21 protein-coding genes and 2 tRNA genes are annotated in these 17,424 nt (G+C 74.9%); 12 read left to right on the top strand and 11 right to left on the bottom strand.

Annotated features, from left to right (window positions below; genetic code table 11):
- The first annotated feature begins 30 nt into the window (after positions 1-30).
- From AC1UE5_RS20460 to AC1UE5_RS20435, 6 genes are all read left to right on the top strand, one after another.
- A tRNA-Asn gene (locus AC1UE5_RS20460) sits at positions 31-103 on the top strand.
- A 267-nt stretch (positions 104-370) separates the two neighbouring features.
- The gene (locus AC1UE5_RS20455) at positions 371-934 is read left to right on the top strand and encodes a DUF4383 domain-containing protein (RefSeq protein WP_482926985.1); all 564 of its coding nucleotides are present in this window, start codon (positions 371-373) and stop codon (positions 932-934) included.
- A gap of 12 nt (positions 935-946) precedes the next feature.
- On the top strand, positions 947-1,552 hold the full coding sequence (locus tag AC1UE5_RS20450) for a hypothetical protein (RefSeq protein WP_482926983.1): 606 nt from the start codon (positions 947-949) through the stop codon (positions 1,550-1,552).
- Positions 1,549-1,953 (top strand): phage holin family protein, encoded by a 405-nt coding sequence (locus AC1UE5_RS20445; RefSeq protein ID WP_482926981.1) that lies wholly within the window; start codon positions 1,549-1,551, stop codon positions 1,951-1,953. The genes AC1UE5_RS20450 and AC1UE5_RS20445 overlap by 4 nt, the downstream gene beginning before the upstream one ends.
- On the top strand, positions 1,932-2,498 hold the full coding sequence (locus AC1UE5_RS20440) for a DUF3618 domain-containing protein (protein WP_482926979.1): 567 nt from the start codon (positions 1,932-1,934) through the stop codon (positions 2,496-2,498). Before AC1UE5_RS20445 ends, AC1UE5_RS20440 begins: the two co-directional genes overlap by 22 nt.
- Before the next feature lie 183 nt (positions 2,499-2,681).
- Positions 2,682-2,948: a hypothetical protein gene (locus AC1UE5_RS20435; RefSeq protein WP_482926977.1), complete on the top strand. Its 267-nt coding sequence runs from the start codon at positions 2,682-2,684 to the stop codon at positions 2,946-2,948.
- Here AC1UE5_RS20435 and AC1UE5_RS20430 read toward each other — a convergent pair.
- Genes AC1UE5_RS20430 through AC1UE5_RS20420 form a run of 3 tightly spaced genes read right to left on the bottom strand, consistent with a single transcriptional unit; the run spans position 2,945 to position 6,239 of the window.
- The gene (locus AC1UE5_RS20430; protein WP_482926975.1) at positions 2,945-3,934 is read right to left on the bottom strand and encodes a hypothetical protein; all 990 of its coding nucleotides are present in this window, start codon (positions 3,932-3,934) and stop codon (positions 2,945-2,947) included. The two genes, AC1UE5_RS20435 and AC1UE5_RS20430, sit on opposite strands and share 4 nt — an antisense overlap.
- Positions 3,931-5,205 (bottom strand): glycosyltransferase, encoded by a 1,275-nt coding sequence (locus tag AC1UE5_RS20425; RefSeq protein ID WP_482926973.1) that lies wholly within the window; start codon positions 5,203-5,205, stop codon positions 3,931-3,933. The genes AC1UE5_RS20430 and AC1UE5_RS20425 overlap by 4 nt, the downstream gene beginning before the upstream one ends.
- The gene (locus AC1UE5_RS20420; RefSeq protein ID WP_482926971.1) at positions 5,202-6,239 is read right to left on the bottom strand and encodes an LLM class F420-dependent oxidoreductase; all 1,038 of its coding nucleotides are present in this window, start codon (positions 6,237-6,239) and stop codon (positions 5,202-5,204) included. Before AC1UE5_RS20420 ends, AC1UE5_RS20425 begins: the two co-directional genes overlap by 4 nt.
- Before the next feature lie 57 nt (positions 6,240-6,296).
- Here AC1UE5_RS20420 and AC1UE5_RS20415 point away from each other — a divergent pair, with 57 nt between their 5' ends.
- Positions 6,297-6,746, top strand: a complete 450-nt coding sequence (locus AC1UE5_RS20415) for a hypothetical protein (RefSeq protein ID WP_482926969.1) — start codon at positions 6,297-6,299, stop codon at positions 6,744-6,746.
- Here AC1UE5_RS20415 and AC1UE5_RS20410 read toward each other — a convergent pair.
- On the bottom strand, positions 6,743-7,483 hold the full coding sequence (locus AC1UE5_RS20410; RefSeq protein ID WP_482926967.1) for an SDR family NAD(P)-dependent oxidoreductase: 741 nt from the start codon (positions 7,481-7,483) through the stop codon (positions 6,743-6,745). The genes AC1UE5_RS20415 and AC1UE5_RS20410 overlap by 4 nt on opposite strands.
- A 32-nt stretch (positions 7,484-7,515) precedes the next feature.
- On the opposite strand from AC1UE5_RS20410, the gene AC1UE5_RS20405 reads away from it, so the two are divergent.
- Genes AC1UE5_RS20405 through AC1UE5_RS20395 form a run of 3 tightly spaced genes read left to right on the top strand, consistent with a single transcriptional unit; the run spans position 7,516 to position 11,067 of the window.
- A complete protein-coding gene (locus AC1UE5_RS20405; protein ID WP_482926965.1) occupies positions 7,516-8,499 on the top strand; it encodes a peroxiredoxin family protein in 984 nt (327 codons plus the stop codon).
- A gap of 25 nt (positions 8,500-8,524) precedes the next feature.
- Positions 8,525-8,995 (top strand): DUF6328 family protein, encoded by a 471-nt coding sequence (locus AC1UE5_RS20400; RefSeq protein WP_482926963.1) that lies wholly within the window; start codon positions 8,525-8,527, stop codon positions 8,993-8,995.
- The gene (locus tag AC1UE5_RS20395) at positions 8,992-11,067 is read left to right on the top strand and encodes an aminodeoxychorismate synthase component I (RefSeq protein WP_482926961.1); all 2,076 of its coding nucleotides are present in this window, start codon (positions 8,992-8,994) and stop codon (positions 11,065-11,067) included. The genes AC1UE5_RS20400 and AC1UE5_RS20395 overlap by 4 nt, the downstream gene beginning before the upstream one ends.
- Here the strand turns inward: AC1UE5_RS20395 and AC1UE5_RS20390 are convergent.
- Positions 10,994-11,359, bottom strand: coding sequence for a RidA family protein (locus AC1UE5_RS20390; protein ID WP_482927055.1), 366 nt, complete (start codon positions 11,357-11,359; stop codon positions 10,994-10,996). The two genes, AC1UE5_RS20395 and AC1UE5_RS20390, sit on opposite strands and share 74 nt — an antisense overlap.
- 58 nt (positions 11,360-11,417) lie before the next feature.
- Here AC1UE5_RS20390 and AC1UE5_RS20385 point away from each other — a divergent pair, with 58 nt between their 5' ends.
- Positions 11,418-11,726: an Lrp/AsnC ligand binding domain-containing protein gene (locus AC1UE5_RS20385; RefSeq protein ID WP_482927053.1), complete on the top strand. Its 309-nt coding sequence runs from the start codon at positions 11,418-11,420 to the stop codon at positions 11,724-11,726.
- A tRNA-Ile gene (locus AC1UE5_RS20380) sits at positions 11,688-11,761 on the top strand. Before AC1UE5_RS20385 ends, AC1UE5_RS20380 begins: the two co-directional genes overlap by 39 nt.
- Here AC1UE5_RS20380 and AC1UE5_RS20375 read toward each other — a convergent pair.
- The 6 genes from AC1UE5_RS20375 to AC1UE5_RS20350 all read right to left on the bottom strand — a co-directional run bounded on the left by AC1UE5_RS20375 (position 11,731) and on the right by AC1UE5_RS20350 (position 17,368).
- Positions 11,731-12,210 carry a sensor histidine kinase gene (locus tag AC1UE5_RS20375; RefSeq protein WP_482926959.1) on the bottom strand — a complete coding sequence of 160 codons (480 nt, stop codon included), beginning with the start codon at positions 12,208-12,210 and terminating at the stop codon, positions 11,731-11,733. The two genes, AC1UE5_RS20380 and AC1UE5_RS20375, sit on opposite strands and share 31 nt — an antisense overlap.
- Positions 12,144-12,833: a PAS domain-containing protein gene (locus AC1UE5_RS20370; RefSeq protein ID WP_482926957.1), complete on the bottom strand. Its 690-nt coding sequence runs from the start codon at positions 12,831-12,833 to the stop codon at positions 12,144-12,146. The genes AC1UE5_RS20375 and AC1UE5_RS20370 overlap by 67 nt, the downstream gene beginning before the upstream one ends.
- Positions 12,834-12,891: 58 nt before the next feature.
- On the bottom strand, positions 12,892-13,299 hold the full coding sequence (locus AC1UE5_RS20365) for an MmcQ/YjbR family DNA-binding protein (protein ID WP_482926955.1): 408 nt from the start codon (positions 13,297-13,299) through the stop codon (positions 12,892-12,894).
- Between the two features lie 18 nt (positions 13,300-13,317).
- A complete protein-coding gene (locus tag AC1UE5_RS20360; RefSeq protein WP_482926953.1) occupies positions 13,318-15,087 on the bottom strand; it encodes an NHL repeat-containing protein in 1,770 nt (589 codons plus the stop codon).
- A gap of 65 nt (positions 15,088-15,152) precedes the next feature.
- Complete coding sequence (locus AC1UE5_RS20355) at positions 15,153-16,658, bottom strand: HD domain-containing phosphohydrolase (protein WP_482926951.1); 1,506 nt, start codon at positions 16,656-16,658, stop codon at positions 15,153-15,155.
- Positions 16,659-16,738: 80 nt separating this feature from the next.
- Positions 16,739-17,368, bottom strand: a complete 630-nt coding sequence (locus tag AC1UE5_RS20350; RefSeq protein ID WP_482926949.1) for a response regulator transcription factor — start codon at positions 17,366-17,368, stop codon at positions 16,739-16,741.
- Between the last annotated feature and the right edge of the window lie 56 nt (positions 17,369-17,424).

Genomic DNA, 17,424 nt, shown 5'->3' with positions numbered 1-17,424 from the left:
GGCCGATGAGAAGGTCAGCGCAGGAATCGGTCGGGGGTAATTCAATCGGCAGAATGCTCGGCTGTTAACCGAGTCGTTGTGGGTTCGAGTCCCACCCCCCGAGCTTCACGACAGGCCGCCCGAGAGGGCGGCCTTCGTCGTTCTTGCGGGACGCCGCCGTCCCGCCGGGGACGCGCCAAGACCGGTGTGACCGGCCGTCAGGGCGGGGACGCCGCTGGCAGGGAAGACGCTCGCGCCGCCCGGGACGTGGTGGCGCGGAGCACCTTCGAATCGACGCGCGTCGTGGGGGCACGGCGCGCACGGACGCCGGCGTGGGCCGGCGACGTCGGCGTGCCCGGACACGAGCCGGGGCGCGAAGGAGGGACCATCGATGGCAGCACGCAGCAGGGCAGGTCGGCACGGAGGGCTCGACGCCCGCGACGACGGGAGGCACACCGGGCGCACGCCCGCGCAGTGGTACTGCCTCCTCGCGGGCGCGGCGCTCCTGCTGGCCGGCATCACCGGCTTCATCGCCGACTCGGCGTTCGACACCGGCGAGAACCTCGACGGGGGCAGCCTGCTCGGGTTCGAGGTGAACGGCTGGCACAACCTCGTGCACGTCGCCTCCGGTGCACTGCTGCTCGCGTCGTTCCGGCGGCGCGGCAGCGCGAAGACCGTCGCGCTGGCCTTCGGGCTGGTCTACGGCCTCGTGACGATCATCGGCATGATCGACGGCAGCGACGTGCTCGGGATCATCCCGATCAACGGGCCCGACAACGTCCTGCACCTCGCGCTCTCGGCCGCCGGCATCTTCGCGGCCCTCACCTCGCCGACCGACGAGCACCGTCACCACGACCGCGGCTCGCACGACCGCGCGGGCCGGTTCGGCCGTGGCGACGTCGACACGCTCAGCGGCCGCCCGCGCGACGACCGCACCATCACCCGCAACCACTAGGGGGACAACCCAATGACGCAGAACGACAGCGCCACGGGCCAGGCCCAGGCGAAGGCCCAGGAGGCCGCGGGCCAGGCCAAGGAGCAGGCTCAGCACATGGCCGGGCAGGCGCGCGAGCAGCTGCGCACGCAGGTCGACCAGCGCTCGACGCAGGCCGGCCAGCAGCTCGGCCAGCAGGCCAGCGACATCCGCACCGTCGGCGAGCAGCTGCGCGAGCAGGGCAAGGACGGGCCGGCGAAGCTCGCCGACCAGGCGGCGGACCGGGCCGAGCGGCTCGGCTCGTACCTCGAGCAGTCCGACGCCGACACGATCCTCGGCGACGTCGAGGACTTCGCGCGCCAGAAGCCGTGGGCGGTCATCGCCGGCGGGGTGGCGCTCGGCTTCGCGGCGTCCCGGTTCCTCAAGGCGAGCCAGGGCGACCGCTACCGGACGCTCGACGAGCGCCGCGCACAGACTCGCACGCCGATGGTCCCGGCGACCGGCGGCGTCGGCACCGGCCTGCCGCCGCAGACGCCCGACCGCGCGCGCACCGGCGACCCGATCCCGCCCAGCACGCCCACGCCGGCCGGCACGACGACGCCGACCGCGCACCCGACGCCAGGGCTGACCGCCCGATGAGCACGCCCGCGCGCACCGACCCGCGCGAGCAGTCCGTGCCGGAGCTGCTCAAGCGGCTCTCGCAGGAGACCTCGACGCTGGTCAAGCAGGAGCTCGACCTCGCGAAGGCCGAGCTCTCGCAGAAGGGCAAGGAGGCGGGCGCCGGCGCCGGGATGCTCGGCGGCGGGGCGCTGTTCGGTCTCGGGGCGTTCGGGGCGCTCACCGCGTGCCTGATCGCGCTGCTGGCGACCGCCCTGAACCACACGTGGCTCGCCGCGCTGATCGTCGCGCTCGTGTACGGCGCGATCGCCGGCGTCCTCGCCCTCCGTGGCAAGGACAAGCTCCAGGAGGCGACGCCTCCGATCCCGCAGACGCAAGAGACCGTGAAGGAGGACGTGGCATGGGCCAAGACCCTGAGGTGATCCGCCGCGAGATCGAGCAGACCCGCGAGCGCATGGGCGAGACCGTCGAGGCGCTCGGCTACAAGGCCGACGTGCCGTCGCGGGCCAAGGACGCCGTGAGCGATCGCGTGACGTCCGTCAAGGAGAAGATCACGGGAGCGACCGACACGATGAACGAGCGCACGCCGTCCACCGGCGACGTCAAGCAGGCTGCGCGCAAGGGCGCCGGCATCGCCCAGGAGAACCCGCTCGGCCTCGCGATCGGCTCGATCGCGATCGGCTTCCTCGCCGGCATGCTCGCCCCGAGCACGCGCGTGGAGGACGAGAAGCTCGGCCCGATGGCCGACCAGGTCAAGGAGCAGGCCATGCAGACCGGGCAGGAGGCGCTCGAGCACGGCAAGCAGGTCGCGCAGGACGTGGCCGGCACCGCGCAGGAGTCGCTCCAGCAGGTCAAGGAGGACGTCAAGTCCAGCGCCCAGGAGTCGGCGCAGGAGCACGGCGAGCGGTTCCAGCGCAGCGCCCAGGAGAGCGCGCAGCAGGTCCGCGACGACGTGCGTTCCTCCTGACGTCGCGTCGCGGCGCTGTCGGTTCGCAACGCGATCGCGTGTGAACGTCAGTCGCTCAGGGAACGATTGCGGACAGGTGAGCTTGCGCTGGCTGACCAGCGTCTGACAAACAGCGCGGTCCGGGCGACTCCTCCTCCCGCCCGGACCGCGTGACGCTCCCGCTCGCCGGGTAGCCGAACCGGCATGGCAGATCTCTCCAAGCGCGCGAAGAAGGCGCGCAAGCAGGCCGGCAAGCGCGCGAAGTCGGCGCGCAAGGCCGCCGGGAAGACCAGCACGCGCACCCGGGCGCAGGCCGCCGCGGGCTTCGCGATGTTCCTCGCCGCCGCGGCTGCGGTGAAGAGGCTCCTCGGCTCGGGGAAGAGCGAGCAGCGCTACACCCCCGAGCCCGACAACCTCCCGAACACGCCGGACCGCCCGGCGGCGACGACCCCGGTGCCCGGCGCCGCCTAGGCCTTCGGGGCGGGGCGGCGCTGGATCCTCAGCAGGCCGGCGACCGCGCCGTTCTCGGCCGCCGCGTACACGTAGCGCTTCGTGTGCGCCACCCGGCGCCACGCACCGAGCGACAGCTGCGAGGGGAGCGGGTACTCGAAGTGGCGTGCGTCGCGCAGGCGCGTGATCCGCGCCTTGCCGCCGGAGAGGACGCTCGCGAAGCCGCCGCCGAGCTGCGGCGCCGGGCAGCGCTCGCGGCACGACGGCGCGACGACGAGGGGCGCCGGCTTGCCGCACTGCCACGCGAGCGAGCGGGAGCCGTCGACGATGCCGAGCCACGTCCCGGCGCGCACCGTTTGGACGGTGTGCGGCTCGCTGCCGAACGTGACCTCGTCGCCGGTCGCGACGGGTCGCTGGAGCGGGGCGCAGAGCGGCTGGAGGACCTGGTCGGTCGTGCTGCTGAGGTCGGCGGCGACCGTCTGGTCGCCGTCGGTCTGCTGGCGGCCGTCGGCGAGCCGCACGAACTCGCGCCACCCGCTGTGGTAGCCGGTCACGAGGAACTCCGCCCAGCGCGAGCCGACGGCGACCAGCTGCGGGCTCGGGTTCGAGTTGCCGATGGACAGCAGGACGGGCGGGACGTCGCGGGTCACGCCGGTCGTCAGGTGGACGAGCCGATAGCGCGGCTGGGAGAGCACGCGCGGCTCGAGGCCCGGGCCCGTGAATGGCGCCTCGGGATGCGCCCCGCACTCGGCCGCGGCGGTGCCACCCCCGACGATGCCCGTGAACCGGCAGCCTGCCGGCAGCGCCAGCCGCCACGCCTTGCCCGTCTGGTCGTCGCGCACGAGCAGCCGGTCCGCCTCCGGCGACGTCACGACCAGTCGCTCGCCGTCCGTGGCGAGCGGCGCGGTCGTCGTGCCCAGCGCCTTCCAGGGGCTGGTGGCGTGAGCGGTGGTGGGTGCGGCGGCGGCGAGCGTGGCCAGCGCCGCGGCGATCACGATCCGTGTCATCGGGCATACGGAACGCCCGTGTTCCGAGAAAGTCGCGCAGTATCCGTCGTGCGGTCGCGCGCCCCGAACGTCTCCACGAGATCCCCCGCCCGCACCGCGCCCGGGTGCTCGCGCGTCCACGCCGCGACCTCCGCGACCCGCGCGCGCACGCGCCGCGAGTCGAGCGCGCGCCGCACCGCGAGGCGCACCCCACGCGGGGTCACGAGCCGCCGCGGCAGCCGCGTCCCGAGCCCCGCCCAGTCCACGCGCGCGGCGTTCTCGTTCATGTCGCCCGCGGCGGGGCAGCAGACGACCGCGCAGCCCGAGGCGAGGGCGCGTACGACCGTGCCGTGCCCCGCGTGGCAGACGACCGCGTCGCAGGCCTCCATCGTCCGCGCGTACGACAGCCAGTCGACCACCACCGCGTTCGGCGGGACGTCCAGCGCCGGGGAGGGCTCGCGCCGGTTCCAGGTCGCGATCACCCGCACCTCCTCGTCGGCCAGTCCGGCGAGCGCCGCGCGCAGCATCCGGTGATCCGGGTCCTGCGACGTCGACGGCGCCACCAGCACGACCGGCCAGTCCTCCGGCAGCCCGGCCGGCGGCGCGACGCCCCGCTCACCGGGCAGCTCCCACAGCAGCGGCCCGACGACGTGCGTGTTGGGCTCCGGCACCGCGCGCGGGTACTCGAGCTGCGGCAGCGTCGCGACCATCGTCAGCGCATGGGAGAGGCCGCCGTGCACGTGGTCGAGCGGCGGCAGCCCGAGCCGCCGGCGGGTCTCGTTGAGCTCGACGCGCCCCTGCTCCAGCCCCTTCGCCACCACGCGGTCCGCGCGCCGCCACAGCGCGCGGCCCACCGGAGAACGCGGCGGCCGCGCGCCCATCGAGAACGGCGGCATCCCCGCGGCCGGCCGCGGGTCGACGTGCGGGACCACGGTCCCGACCGGCACGCCCGCCATCTCGCCCGCCATCGCCGGTGCGAGCGTGAGGATGTCCGCGACGACGCAGTCGGGCGCGGTCGACTCGACCAGCGGCAGCGTCTCACGGGCCGCCTTCACGACCGCCTCGTACGGCTTGAGCGGCCGCTCCCGCGTGGGGAAGACGTGGTACTCCGGGGCGGCGGCGAAGGTCATGCCCGCCGCCTCGACCGCGTCGCGCCACTTCACCCACGTCTGCAGCGTCACGTCGTGCCCGCGCGCGGCGAGCTCCGACCCCAGCGCGATGATGGGGAACGCGTGGCCCGGGTCCCCGAAGGCGCCCAGCAGGATCCGCCGGCGGGCGGCCGCCGCGCTCAAGACGCGTTCACTTCGGCCAGCAGGCGGAGCTGCTCGAGCCGGCCCTCCTTGTCCCACGCGAGCGGCGTCATCCCCAGCGTGTCCACGCCCGCCTCGCGGAAGACCTGCAGCCGCTCGCGCACGTGCTCCTTCGGACCGACGATCGAGACGGTGTCGATCAGCTCGTTCGAGATGCGCGCCATCGCCTCCTCGCGCTTGCCGGCGAGGTAGAGGTCCTGGATGTCGCGCGCCTCCTCCTCGAACCCGTACCGCTGCACGATCTGGTTGTAGAAGTTCTTCTCGCGCGAGCCCATCCCGCCGACGTACAGCGCGATGAACGGCCGCGTCAGGTCCCGCGCGCGCTCGTGGTCCTCGCCGATGAAGACGTTGACGTGCGGCGTGATCTTGAAGTCGTCGAGCGAGCGGCCCACGCGCGCCGCGCCCTCCTCGAGCAGCGGCCGGAAGTCCGCCACGTGCTCGGGGGAGAAGAGCGTGGGGAGCCAGCCGTCCGCGATCTCCCCGGCGAGCTTCGTGTTGTTCGGACCGATCGCGGCGAGGTAGATCGGGATCTGCTCCTGCACGGGCGCGATCGTCAGCTTGAGCGCCTTGCCGGGGCCGTCGGGGAGCGGCAGCTGGAGCGTCTCGCCCTCGAAGACGAGGCGCTCGCGCGCCAGCGCCTTGCGCATCACCGCGACGTACTCGCGGGTGCGCTGGATCTGCTTGGCGAACCGCTGCCCGTGCCACCCCTCAGCGACCTGCGGCCCGCTCGACCCGATGCCCAGCAGCATGCGCCCGTCGGACAGCTGGTCGATCGTCGCGGCGGTCATCGCCGTCATGGCGGGCGACCGCGCCGGCATCTGGAAGACGGCGGCGCCGAGCTTGATCGTCGACGTGAACCCGGCGAGCCAGCCGAGGATCGTCGCCGCGTCGGAGCCGTACGCCTCGGCGGTCCAGATCGAGTCGTAGCCGAGCCGCTCGGCCTCGAGCGCGATCTCCTTCTGATCCTCGCGGGTGAGGCCGAGGCCCCAGTAGCCGATGTGCACGCCGAGCTTCATTCGCTGCAAGACCCCTTTCAGCGGGGAGGAAGTCTGGGTATAGGGTCGGGGAGGCTAATGCGATCGAAGCGTCTGCGCCGTATCGAGGACCTGCGTCGAGCGATCGACTGCCTCCCCGAGCGCACGAAGGTCGCGATGCTGGAGGGCATCGCCGCCAACACGATCATCGTCGGCGCCTACACGGACAGGCGCGGAGGCGTCTGCCCGATGCTCGCGGCGCACCGGCACGGCGGACGGACGGACCTGCTCGCCTTCGCCCACGCGTGGGACCGCTTCTGCGGCGCCAAGCGGCCGCGGGTCGCGACGGAGCGGGAGCTCGGGGTGCTCAGAGCGCACCTGGAGGGCTCGCTCTACGACGCCTCCCGCGCGGATCTCGCCGGGGCGATCACGTCGCACCAGGCGAGCGCGCGCGACCGTCGCGCCCGCGAGGCCGCGGCGGTCGGCACGGCGTGGATGACGGAGCCTGCGCGCGAGGCCGAGGCCCCGCGCGAGCTCAAGCCGGTCTAGAGGGAGACGCCTTCGAGCGGCCCGCCGCCGGGCTGCTCGAACATGATCTCCGGCACGACGCACCCGGGCGACGTGCGCAGCAGGAAGCGCACCGACTCCGCGATGTCCTGCGTCGTGATCATCGTCTCCGCCGGGACGTGGCCCTTGACGAAGTCGGTCATCGGCGTGTCGACGAAGCCCGGCGCGAGCGCGGTCGACTTGATGCCGGCCTGCCCGAGCTCCTTGTTCATCGCCTGCGTGAACCCGATCACCGCGTGCTTCGTGGCGGAGTAGACGCTCAGCCACGCCTCGCCGCGCTTGCCGGAGATCGACGACGTGTTGACCACGAGCGCGTTGCGGTGCTCCTCGCCGGCGGCCTTCAGCATGTCGATCGCCTCGCGGTAGAACAGCGGGATCGAGCGGAAGTTCGTGTTGATCTGGATGTCGAGCTTCTTGGTCGTCAGGTCGCCGATCAGCTCCCCGATCCCGACACCGGCGTTGTTGACGAGCACGTCGCAGCGCCCGTAGGCGTCGCGGTGCGCGTCGACGACCCGCTTGATGTCGTCCTCGGCGCCGAGGTTCCCGGCGACCTGCTGGACGGTGTAGCCCTTCGCGCTGAGCTGCGCGTGGGCGTTCTCGAGCTTCTCGGGACGGCGGGCGGCGACGGTGAGGGCGTACCCCTCGGAGCCCAGCAGGTCCGCGATCGCGAACCCGATGCCGCTGGAGGCTCCCGTGACGATGGCAGCGCGATCTGGCATGGGTGACCGGCGCGGACACTACAGTGGGCGCCGTGTCCAGGGTGCTGCTCGTTCTGTGCGCGGGTCTCGCGCTGCTCGTCGTCGGCTGCGGTGGAGACGACGGTGACTCCGCCGACGCGGGGACCGGCGCGACGCAGGCGACGGAGACCCAGCCGATCCAGGTCGAGTGGCCGCGCGGCGACAACAAGACCATCCGCGCGCTGCGCTCGGACAAGCCGGAGGAGATCGTCTTCGCCCCGTCCGTGCAGACGCTGAGGGTGGGCGAGAACCGGATCGGGTTCGCGCTCTTCGACGTCTCGCGCAAGCAGGTCACGCCCGACGCGGTGGCCGTCTACGTCGCGCGCCCCGACGGCCGCGGGCTGACCGGCCCGTACGTCGCGCGCAAGGAGTCGCTGGCGGTCAAGCCGCAGTTCCAGTCGCGCCAGACGCAGGCCGACCTGGAGGACGTCGACACGTTCTGGGTCGCCGACGCGCGGTTCCCCAAGAAGGGCCGCTACGTCGTCATGGCGCTCGCGTCCGTCGAAGGGAAGATCGTCTCGACGTCGCAGCTGGAGCTGACGGCCGGCGGCGAGGGCGGCCCGCCCGACATCGGCGACCCGGCGATCAAGGTGAGCACCGACGTGCCCGCGGACGTCGGCGGCGACCTGGAGAAGATCGACACGCGCCAGCCGCCGATCCCCGAGCTGCACTCGACCGACTTCGCGACGGTGCTCGGGCGCAAGCCGGTCGTGCTCGCGTTCGCGACCCCGCAGCTGTGCCAGACGCGCGTCTGCGGCCCGATCGTCGACGTGATCGCCGAGGTGCGCAACGAGACGCCGGGCGTCGAGTTCATCGCGCAGGAGATCTACGTCGACAACGACGTCAACAAGGGCTTCCGGCCGCAGGTCGGCGCGTGGCGGCTGCCGACCGAGCCGTGGACGTTCGTGATCGACGCCGACGGCAAGATCGTCGAGCGGTTCGAGGGCGCGGTCAGCGTCCGCGAGGTCACCGAGGCCGTCGAGAAGATCGCGCGTTAGCGCTCCGGGGTAGGGTCGCGCTGGGATGGAGCGCGGGCGCGACGAGACGGCCACGGAGCGGGCGGATCGCAACCTCGCCGAGCTGCTGCAGGAGCTGCGCGTCGCGCTCCCAGGCGTGCAGGTGCTCTTCGCGTTCCTGCTCGCGGTGCCGTTCCAGCCGCGGTTCGAGGAGACCACGGCGTTCCAGCGCAACCTCTACCTGGCGACGCTGCTGCTGAGCGCCGCGGCGAGCGCGCTGCTCATCATGCCGACCGCCTACCACCGGCTGAACTTCCGCCGCCGCGACAAGCACCACATCGTCGACGTGGCGCAGCGGGCGACGATCCTCGGGCTGGCCGCGCTGGCGCTGTCGATGACCGGCGCCGTGGTGCTCGTGACCGACTGGCTGTTCGGCTCGGCGGCGGTCGTGGTCGCGGGTGGCGGGGTGTTCGCGGCGTTCGCGGTCCTGTGGTTCGGGATCCCGCTGCTGCGCCGCCGCCACACTGAGCCTTCGTGACGCTCCGCCTCCCGCTCTCCTTCCGCGGCCCCGTCGCCGCGGGCCTCCGCGCGCTGCGCGACGAGCCGCACCCGTTCGCGCTCGTCGGCGCCTGGGCGGGAGGGGGAGCGGTGCTCGGCGCGGCGCCGGCGCGGGTGGTGACCGGCGCCGGCGCGCTCGCCGTCCTCGACGACCCGCCGGCGCCCGCGCGGGGCGCCGCCGCGCGGTTCGTCGGCGGCGGGTGGTTCGGGTTCCTCGGGTACGGGCTCGCGGAGGCGATCGAGGTGCTTCCGCCGTCGCCGCCGCGCCCGGCCGCGCTCCCGCGCGCGCAGCTCGGGTGGTACGCGTGGGTGCTGCGCCGCGATGCGGAGGGCGCGTGGTGGTTCGAGGCGCTTCAGGACACGCCTGCGGCGCGCGCCCGGGCGGCGGACCTCGAGGTGCGCCTCGCGGGTGTCGCGCCGCCGCGCGCGTGGTCGTTGTCGGCGATGGCGCTCGCCGGCGCCGGCGCGGACGGGCACCGGGCCGCGGTCGCCGAGTGCGTGGAGCGGATCGCCGCGGGCGAGCTGTTCCAGGCCAACGTCTGCCTGCGCCTGGAGGGCCGCTTCACCGGATCGGCCGCGGACGCGTTCGCGGAGGCGGCCGACGCGCTGCAGCCCACGTATGGCGCGTACGTCGGGCTCGACGGTGGGGCGCTGCTCTCGTTCTCGCCCGAGCTGTTCCTCGTCCGCCGCGGCCGGGCGGTGCGGACCGCGCCGATCAAGGGGACCGCGCCGCGCTCGGCCACCGATCCCTCCGCGTCCGATGCGGCGCGCGCGGCGCTCGTCGCGTCGGAGAAGGACGCCGCCGAGCACGTGATGATCGTCGACCTCATGCGCAACGACCTCGGGCGCGTGGCGGTGTTCGGCTCGGTCGAGGCCGCGCCGGAGCCGGAGGTGCAGCCGCACCCGGGGCTCTGGCACCTCGTGACGCGGGTCGGCGCGACGCTCCGGCCTGGCGTCACCGACGGCGAGCTGCTGCGCGCGACGTTCCCGCCGGGCTCGGTCACCGGTGCGCCGAAGGTGCAGGCGCTGAAGGTGATCTCGGAGCTGGAAGGGACCGGCCGCGAGGCGTACACCGGCGCGATCGGCATGGTCTCGCCGCACGCGGGCCTGGAGCTGAACGTCGCGATCCGGACGCTCGAGGTGCGCGGGGAGGACGCCTGGTTCGGCGCGGGCGGCGGCATCGTCGCGGACTCCGACCCCGAGGCGGAGCTGGCCGAGGCGCTCGGAAAGGCGCGGCCGGTGCTCGCGGCGCTCGGCGCCGCCGTGCCCGACCCGCCACGGCCCGCGGCCGCCGGCGCGTGGCTTGCTCATCCCCGACTCCGCCGCCCGGATCCGGCGGCGGGGCTGCTGGAGACGATCGCCGTCCGCGACGGCCACGCCATCGACGCGCCCGCGCACCTCACGCGCCTGGCCGCCTCCGCGCGCAGCCTCTACGACCGCGCGGTCCCGCCCGACCTCGCCGCGCGCGTCACCACGGCCGCCGCCGTCGCCGGGCCGGGCGCGCACCGCCTCCGGATCGTGCTCCCGCCGAGCGGCGCCGCCGACGTCACCGTGCACGCCGCGTCGCTCGACCCGCCGGCGCCGCTGACGCTCACGCCCGTCCTGCTGACGGGTGGCGCGGGAGAGCACAAGTGGGCCGACCGCGCGGCCTTCCCGGATCCCGCCGCCCTGGTCTGCGACGCCGACGGCGCGGTGCTCGAGGTCGCGTCCGCGAACGTGTGGGCGCTCCTCGACGGGGCGCTCGTCACCCCGCCCGCCGACGGCCGCCTCCTGCCCGGCGTCACCCGGGCACGCGCGCTCGCGCTCGGCGCCGTCGCCGGCGTGCCGCTCGGCGAGGCGCCGCTCACGCTCGCCGACCTCGCCCGTGCCGACGCGCTGCTCGTCACGTCGGCGATCCGCCGCGCCGCGCCGGCGGCCTTCGCCGGCTCGTCCGCATCCCGGCGCGCCCGCGACCTCGCCGCCGCGCTGCGGGGCGCGCTCACGCCGCCGCCACCACCTCCAGCTCCACCAGCCACCCCGGCTCCAGCGTCCCCACCACGATCGCGGTCGTAGGCACGGCGCGGCCCTCCAGCGCCGCGACCCGCGCCCGCGCGTTGGGCTCGGCGTACGCGGCGTCGCGCAGGTAGCTCGTGACGCGAACGACGTTCGCGACCGTCATGTCCGCGGCGGCGAGGAGGCGGCGGACGTTCGCCCACACGAGCCGCAGCTGCTCGTCGAGCGTCGCCCCGGGCACGCCGTCGGGATCGAGGCCCATCGTGCCCGAGAGGAGCAGCCAGCGGTCGACGCCGCGCAGCTCGACGGCGTGGGCGTAGTCGGGGCCGGCGGCGTAGACGTCGTCGGTCATCACCGGCGTCCACGCCGCGGTCGACACCGGCGCCGCCGGCCTCGCGCTCGACGCGTTCGTGCTCGCGACCCTGCACGAGCACTCTGCGGGCGCCGACGCCGCGTTCGCCCGCGCGGTCACGAAGAACCCCAACGTCCTGCGCGCGGACACGATCGCCGGCGCCGACGACGTGCTCCTCCACGTCGTCGCGGCCGACGCCGCCGACCTGCCCCGCACGCTCCTCGCCCTCAAGCGCGCCGGCGCGGCCCGCTGCCGCACGATGCTCCGGCTCCAGGCCCTCAAGCCCCCGAGCCCCGTTCCTGTCCGCGCCGCCAATACCCTGCGGCGCGGGCCGGTAGCTCAGTCGGTCAGAGCAGCGGACTCATAATCCGTCAGACCTGGGTTCGAGTCCCAGTCGGCCCACTCGACGACGACGCGGGCGGGTCTCCGAGCGGGATGCGCGCCACGACCAGCGTCCCGCCACCCGGCGGGCTCTCGACGTCCAGCGTGCCGTCGATCGCCGCCACCCGATCCGCGAGACCGACGAGGCCCGAGCCCGCGGCCCGCGCGCCGCCGACGCCGTCGTCCTGGACGCGCACCTCCACGACGTCGCCGTTCACCCCGGCCGAGACCGTCACGCGGGTCGCCCCGGCGTGCTTGGCGACGTTGGTGAGCGCCTCGGCGACCACGAAGTACGCCGTCGCCTCGACCACCGGCTCCAGGCGCCCGACCGCGATGTCCGCCTCGACCGGCACCGGCGCGCGGGTGGCCAGCGCACGGACGCCGGCCGACAGGCCGCCGCGGGTCAGGACCGCCGGGAGGATGCCGCGGGCCAGCTCGCGCAGCTCGACCATCGCGCGCTCGGCGTGCATGAGCGCCTCGCCGACGTGCTCGGACGGGTCGCCGTCCCGCGCGAGCGCCTCGTTCGCGAGCTCAGCGTGATCACCGCGTGCACGAGCCGCTGCTGCGCGCCGTCGTGGAGGTCGCGCACCACGCGGCGGCGCTCCTCGTGCGCGGCGGCGACGACCCGGGCACGCGACGCCGCCAGGTCCGCCGCCAGTCGCCGGGCCTCGTCGCGGCTGGCCTCGGCCGCCTGATGCGCCTCGCGGATGCGGGTCTCCGCACGCCGCCGCTCGGTGATGTCGCGCGCGGCCCCGAACGCGTACCCGCGCTCGGGCATCGTCCGGGTCGTCCACGACACCCAGATGATCGCGCCGTCCGCGCAGACCATCCGGTGCTCGTAGCCGAGCAGGTTCTCCCCGGACGCCAGCCCGGCGAGCGCGTCGACCGAGCCCGGCAGGTCCTCCGGATGGACGAGCTCGAGGAACGGGCGGGTCAGCAGCTCCTCGCGCGGGTAGCCGAGCTTGCGCTCGAACGCCCCGTTGACGCGCTTGAGGAAGCCGTCGAACCCCGCGATGCACAGCAGGTCGGGGGAGAGCTCGAACAGCTCCTCGACCTCGCCGGGCATCCGCTCGCTCCGCTCGTCTGGCGCCATGCGGCGGAAGTCTGGGGCGCGGCCGCCCCAGTCGCATCCGGGTGCACCCTAGTCACGATCACCGGTCGACTGGGGACCCGCGCCCAGGTGCGGGGTGCTCGCGCAGGAGCTTGGGCGGCGCGCGGTTGAGCCACGCCTCGGTGACGACCTCCTCCAACCCGGGGAGGTCGAGCGGGTCGAGCCGCACGAGGACGATCGGGTAGCCGTCGAAGTGCGGGGTGGTGAAGAAGAGCCCCGACGGATCCTCGACGAGCGCCCGCTTGGCGCCCTCGTGCTCGACCCGCGCACCGAGGATCTCGCCGTTCGGCGCGGCGTCGCCAAGGTGCTCGAGGTCGCCCTTGCGCAGCGGCCGCTCCCACACGAACAGCTTCCCGCCGACCCGCCACTGCCGCAGCCCGCGGCTCTCGCGCTCGTCCGTCCCGGGGAGGGCGAGCGCGAGGCGGGCGACGTCGTCCCACGTGGCCACGGGCGCGAGCCTACGCCGCTAGCGGACGCGGCGCACGGCCACGGCGCGGGTGGTGCCGGCCGGGTCGATCGCCGTCACACGCAGCCGGCCGCGGACGGCGGCGACCTTCACGGTCCGGGTCGCCCGGGCGCCCACGGTGACGGTCGTCGCCCGCCGCCGCGCGACCCGCACGCGCACGCGCACCGCGAACGCGTTGCGGTTGGTGAGCCGGACGCGCCGCCCGCTGCGCTGCGCGGTCACGCGGGTCGCGGCGCCGAACGCGCCGGTCGCAGCGGGTTCGCGCCGCCGGCTGCCACCCACAGCGCCGGCGCCGCCCGGCTTCCGGCCCGCAGACGGCGCCGTGCTGCCGCCGCCGGGCGCTCCCGGCCCACCCGGCTGCGGCTCGGCGGGCCCCGGCACGGGCGGCTCGCCGGTCAGCCGCAGGAGCAGGCCGCGCTCGGACCGCCCGACGTCCCGCTGCCCTCCGAGCACCACCGCGCCGTCCGGCTGCACGCCCAGCGCGTAGGCGCTCGCGTCGGCGCCGTAGCGCACCACGGTCGTCCCGCCCTCGCCGAACCGGGCGTCCGGCGTCCCTTCGGGCAGCAGCGCGAACGCGAAGACCTCGTCGTCGTCCTGGACCGATCGGCCGGCGGTCACGATGCGGTTGTCGGGCAGGACGCCGATGGACCAGACCGTCTCGCTGCCGCCCGCGTCCCCGAAGGCGCGGCCGCCGGTGCCGAACGACGGGTCGAGCGCGCCGTTCAGCTCACCCGGGCCGCCGTCCTTCCGCAGCCGCCAGACCACGGCGTCGGTCCCGACCGGGCCGCTGCGCGTCTCGCCGGCGACGAGGATGCGCCCGTCCGGCTGCAGCGCGATGGCCTCGGCGTACGTGTCAGCGCCCACGCTCAACCCCGCCATGCCGTCCTCGTCGAACCCCGGGTCGAGCGCGCCGTTGACGCCGCCAGGTCCGCCTTCGGGCTTGAGCTGGAACACGATGGCGTGCCACCCGGCAGCCCGGGAGCCCGTGGTGCCGGCGACGACGATCGTGCCGTCCGGCCGCAGCGCGATCGCGTTCGCGGTCTCCGCGCCCTGGGTGTCGACGACGGCCCTGCCGTCGTCGTCGAAGGACGGGTCGAGGCCCTCGTTCAGCCCTCCCGGGCCGCCGTCGGCGCGGAAGCGGTAGACCGTGGCGTCCTGGGTGCTCCCGGTGCCGCCGACCGCCGTCACGGCGACGAGGATGCGCCCGTCGGGCAGGAGGGCGGCCGCGTTGGCGTAGTCGCTGCCGCTCGTGCCGGCGCCGGCGGCCCCGTCGCCGTCGAACGACGGGTCGAGCGCGCCGTTGACCTCGCCGCTGCCGCCGTCGGCGTTGAGCCGGAAGACGACGACGTCCGCGTCGCCGATGCCGTTCGACGTCGTTCCCGCGATGACGATCTTGCCGTCGGGCCGCACGGCGACCGCGGTGGCCGTGTCGTCGCGGAGGGTGTCGATGACCGCGACGCCGTCGCCGTCGAAGCTCGGGTCCAGCGAGCCGTCGGGCAGGAGGCGGCGGACGACGATGTCCGCGCTCGTGCCACCGGGCACGGTGCCGTTGGAGACGGCGATGATCCGGCCGTCGGAGCGGACGGCGATCGCGCGGACCTCGGCCTGGCCGGGAAGGGTGCCGAGCGCGAGGGTCGCGCGCTCGGTGAACGGGACGTCGACCTGCCCGGAGGCCGCGTCGGCGGCGGGCGCGGCGGCGACGGCGAGGGTCGCGGACGCGGCGGCGGCGAGCGCGTAGGTGACGGTTCTGGAGGTGCGGTGGGGGAGCATGGCGCGACGCTACGGACGCGTTCCCGCCCGGTCGTGAGGCAGGTGCCTCAACTCGCAGCGGCCGGTCAGTCGACGAGCCCGTGCCGCATCGCGTAGAGCGACGCCTCGGCCCGCGACGAGACGCCGAGCTTCGCGTAGATGCGCTGGATGTGGTTGCGCGCGGTCTTGCCGGTGATGACGAGCTGGTGGGCGACGTCGCGGCTCGTCGCGCCGCGGGCCACGAGCAGCAGCACCTCGAGCTCACGGGCGGTGAGGCCGGCGGGCCGGGCGGTGTCGCGCGTGCGCTCCCGGGCGTGGCCGGCCGCCGCGAGCACGTCGCGGACGGCGCCCGCGTCGAGCCGGCCGGCGCGGACCTCGTCCCGGAGCACTCCCGCGGCCTGCTCGGGCTCCCGCGCGGGCCGGTGCGGGCGCGGCTCGGTCAGCGCGTGGTAGACGTCGGCGGCCGCGAGCAGCCGGGCGGCGGGGGAGAGCGCTGCGCCGGGCAACGCGCGGTGGTAGCCCGACCCGTCGAGCCGCTCGTGATGGCACGCGGCGATCGCGGCCAGCTCGGCGAGGGCCGCGGGCCGGGCGAGCATGCGCTCCGCGTAGTAGGGGTGGAGGCGGATCCGCTCCTGCTCGGCGTGCGTCAGCGGGCCGGGCTTGTCCCACACGGTGTTGGGGACGCCCGCGCGGCCGAGGTCGTGGACGAGCGCCGCGCGGCGCACCGCGGTCGCGGTCTCGTCCGGCAGGCCCGACTCGCGGGCCGCGCCCTCCGCCAGCCGGGCGACGCCGCGCGAGTGGCCGGTGAACCACGGCGACTTGAGGTCGCCGAAGTCCGCCACCGCCTCCAGCGCGGCGTCGAGCCGCTGCCCCGCCAGCGCCTTGACCAGGCCCGGCTCGGCGGCGATCACCTCGTCCCAGGACGACGCGCCGTCGAGGTCGGCGAGCAGCTCGCCCGCGCACTCCGCGAACGCCGTGGCGACGCGGGGGTCGAACTGGCCGCCCGCGCGGTGCCGCGCGACGTCGATCGCCGCCTGCACGCCGCCGCCGCGGTGGTAGACCTCGCACACGTCGGCGACCTGCACGATCCGCGTCGGGAGCGGGACCGCCTCGCCGCGCGGCGTCCCCGGCACGCCGATCCCGTCCCAGCGGCTGAACATGTGCAGCAGCGGCTCCTCGACCTGCGGCCCCAGCTCCAGCCGCGCTGCCATGCTCGACGCGACCTGGCAGTGCGCGGACATCGCGTCCACCGCGACCCGTGCCCGGACCGGCGTGGGCCACCCGCCCGGCGACCGCCGCAGCAGGTAGCCGACCATCGGCAGCCCGGTCCGGTCGACGCCGTAGCTGCCGGCGCGCAGCGCGAGATCGTCGCCGAACGCGGCGGACAGCTCGTGCCCGTCCGCCGTGCACCCGACCCACGCCAGCAGCGCCACGTGGTAGACCGCCGCGCGCTCGTCCGGCCCGAGCCCCAGCCGCTCGGCCAGCCCGAGGGCGATGCGCGTCTGCCGCAGGACGTGCTCCTGCGGCAGGCCGAGCCCGAGGTCGGTCGCCAGCGACAGCGCGGCGATCAACTCGGCGAGGCGCACGCGCATGGCGTGACGCTATCCGGCGCGTTGCCGCGCGATCAACGCCAGGCACTCGCCCGCGGCGCGCCCGCCAGTCTCGCCGTCGCTCAGGCGATCAGCCCAAGGCGCACCGCGCGGGCCGCCGCCTCCGCTCGGTTGGCGCTGTCGAGCTTCGCGTAGAGGTTACGCAGGTGCGTCTTCACCGTCGTCGGGCTCATGTGCAGGGTGCTCGCGATCGTCTCCGTCGAGGCGCCGGCGGTCATCAGCTCGAGCACGTCGATCTCCCGCGCCGTCAACGGTCTGCTGAGCGCCGCCGGCCGCTCAGGCGCGATCGCCGCCTCCGTAAGCCGCTCGCGCATCGCGGCGCAGAGCACGCGCTCACCGCGGCGGACGTCCTCGGCTGCCTGGAGGAGGTCAGCGACCGGAAGACCCTTGTCCACGACGCCGCCCGCGCCGGCGCGCATCAGCGCCTGCACCTCCTCGCCCGCGAGGGCACCACCGAGCACGAGCGTCGGAACCCGTGGTAATGGGGACGTGTCCGGGGCGCCCGCGGCGAGCGCGGGCACCGCGATCGATCCGTCGAGAACTAGCAGGTCGGCGCGCGCCTCCCGGACGATGCGCAGCGCGGAGATCATCGACGTGGCGCACGCCAGGAGCGTGTAGTGGTGCTTCTCGAGGAGCGAACCGAGTCCCGCGGCGACGGCCGGGAGCGGATCGGCGACAACGGCGTTCGGCATCTGACGGCTGGGCAGCCTAAGTGGGACACGTGTGCTTTTGCAAACGGTCTGGCCCA

Source organism: Parviterribacter multiflagellatus, from assembly GCF_056863265.1.
Note: the sequence above shows the minus strand (reverse complement) of the source record. Positions and strands in the feature narration are given on the sequence as shown.

Bases quoted from the DNA above. Each gene is read 5' to 3' on its own strand.
- AC1UE5_RS20455 (WP_482926985.1), top strand. From the start codon at position 371: ATGGCAGCACGCAGCAGGGCAGGTCGGCACGGAGGGCTCGACGCCCGC.
- AC1UE5_RS20450 (WP_482926983.1), top strand. From the start codon at position 947: ATGACGCAGAACGACAGCGCCACGGGCCAGGCCCAGGCGAAGGCCCAG.
- AC1UE5_RS20445 (WP_482926981.1), top strand. From the start codon at position 1,549: ATGAGCACGCCCGCGCGCACCGACCCGCGCGAGCAGTCCGTGCCGGAG.
- AC1UE5_RS20440 (WP_482926979.1), top strand. From the start codon at position 1,932: ATGGGCCAAGACCCTGAGGTGATCCGCCGCGAGATCGAGCAGACCCGC.
- AC1UE5_RS20435 (WP_482926977.1), top strand. From the start codon at position 2,682: ATGGCAGATCTCTCCAAGCGCGCGAAGAAGGCGCGCAAGCAGGCCGGC.
- AC1UE5_RS20430 (WP_482926975.1), bottom strand. From the start codon at position 3,934: ATGACACGGATCGTGATCGCCGCGGCGCTGGCCACGCTCGCCGCCGCC.
- AC1UE5_RS20420 (WP_482926971.1), bottom strand. From the start codon at position 6,239: ATGAAGCTCGGCGTGCACATCGGCTACTGGGGCCTCGGCCTCACCCGC.
- AC1UE5_RS20415 (WP_482926969.1), top strand. From the start codon at position 6,297: ATGCGATCGAAGCGTCTGCGCCGTATCGAGGACCTGCGTCGAGCGATC.
- AC1UE5_RS20410 (WP_482926967.1), bottom strand. From the start codon at position 7,483: ATGCCAGATCGCGCTGCCATCGTCACGGGAGCCTCCAGCGGCATCGGG.
- AC1UE5_RS20400 (WP_482926963.1), top strand. From the start codon at position 8,525: ATGGAGCGCGGGCGCGACGAGACGGCCACGGAGCGGGCGGATCGCAAC.
- AC1UE5_RS20390 (WP_482927055.1), bottom strand. From the start codon at position 11,359: ATGACCGACGACGTCTACGCCGCCGGCCCCGACTACGCCCACGCCGTC.
- AC1UE5_RS20375 (WP_482926959.1), bottom strand. From the start codon at position 12,210: ATGCACGCCGAGCGCGCGATGGTCGAGCTGCGCGAGCTGGCCCGCGGC.
- AC1UE5_RS20370 (WP_482926957.1), bottom strand. From the start codon at position 12,833: ATGGCGCCAGACGAGCGGAGCGAGCGGATGCCCGGCGAGGTCGAGGAG.
- AC1UE5_RS20360 (WP_482926953.1), bottom strand. From the start codon at position 15,087: ATGCTCCCCCACCGCACCTCCAGAACCGTCACCTACGCGCTCGCCGCC.
- AC1UE5_RS20355 (WP_482926951.1), bottom strand. From the start codon at position 16,658: ATGCGCGTGCGCCTCGCCGAGTTGATCGCCGCGCTGTCGCTGGCGACC.
- AC1UE5_RS20350 (WP_482926949.1), bottom strand. From the start codon at position 17,368: ATGCCGAACGCCGTTGTCGCCGATCCGCTCCCGGCCGTCGCCGCGGGA.